Raw genomic sequence first — 746 nt, 5'->3', positions numbered from 1 at the left:
CAAACAACCCGTCGCGGGATTGATGTGCTTTTCCCTGTACAGAGCCATGAGGGCCTGTTGTTGCTTTTGTGGGTCTTTGTATTTTTTTCTGAGTTTTTCAATTTCAGGTTGGATTTTCCGCATTTCTATCATCGATTTGGTTTGAATATGATACAGAGGATAGAGTATCAGCCTTACCACCAGTGTGAAGAGAATAATTGCCCAACCGAAACTACCTGTCAACTTGAAAAGGTAATACAGAAAGACAACGAGACCATGATGAATATAGCTGAAAAAGCTCAAGGCTCCGACTTCGGAAAGGTTCTTCTTTACCGTATCGTACAGTTCTGGAAGCGCTTCTGATATGTATATCAATTTTATAGGGCCTGCATAAACCTTTATAGAGCCACTACCGCTTTTCGAGTTCAAAACACCATCGGAAAAGGTTACATCATTCGAATAAAGCGTCATCAGAGACTTGGGCTTTTTAAGATAGCTCATATGATAACTATTGGGGTCAAAGGTCTTCGTATTTGAAATATATGGAAAAGTCATTGATACAGGTTCCGAGAAATTGTACTGAACTTCAAAATCGTAATAAGGGTTGTCGTTTATTACAAAGGTTTTTGATCCTTTTTCATAATCGAACCTGAGAATAAAGGCCCCGCTTCTTTCATCCCTAAAGGTTGTATGAGATACAGGGATAAGTTCAGTATCTCCAGAAAAAACGTTGAATCCATCATTTCCATAGCGTGATATTAGATCAG

At 39.0% G+C, this 746-nt stretch carries 1 protein-coding gene; it reads right to left on the bottom strand.

Going from position 1 to position 746, the window contains the following annotated elements:
- On the bottom strand, positions 1-746 hold a 746-nt coding region (gene yidC / locus AC3LHT_RS00790), incomplete at both ends, for a membrane protein insertase YidC (protein WP_488661692.1).

It is taken from the genome of Kosmotoga sp., assembly GCF_982836095.1.
Note: the sequence above shows the minus strand (reverse complement) of the source record. Positions and strands in the feature narration are given on the sequence as shown.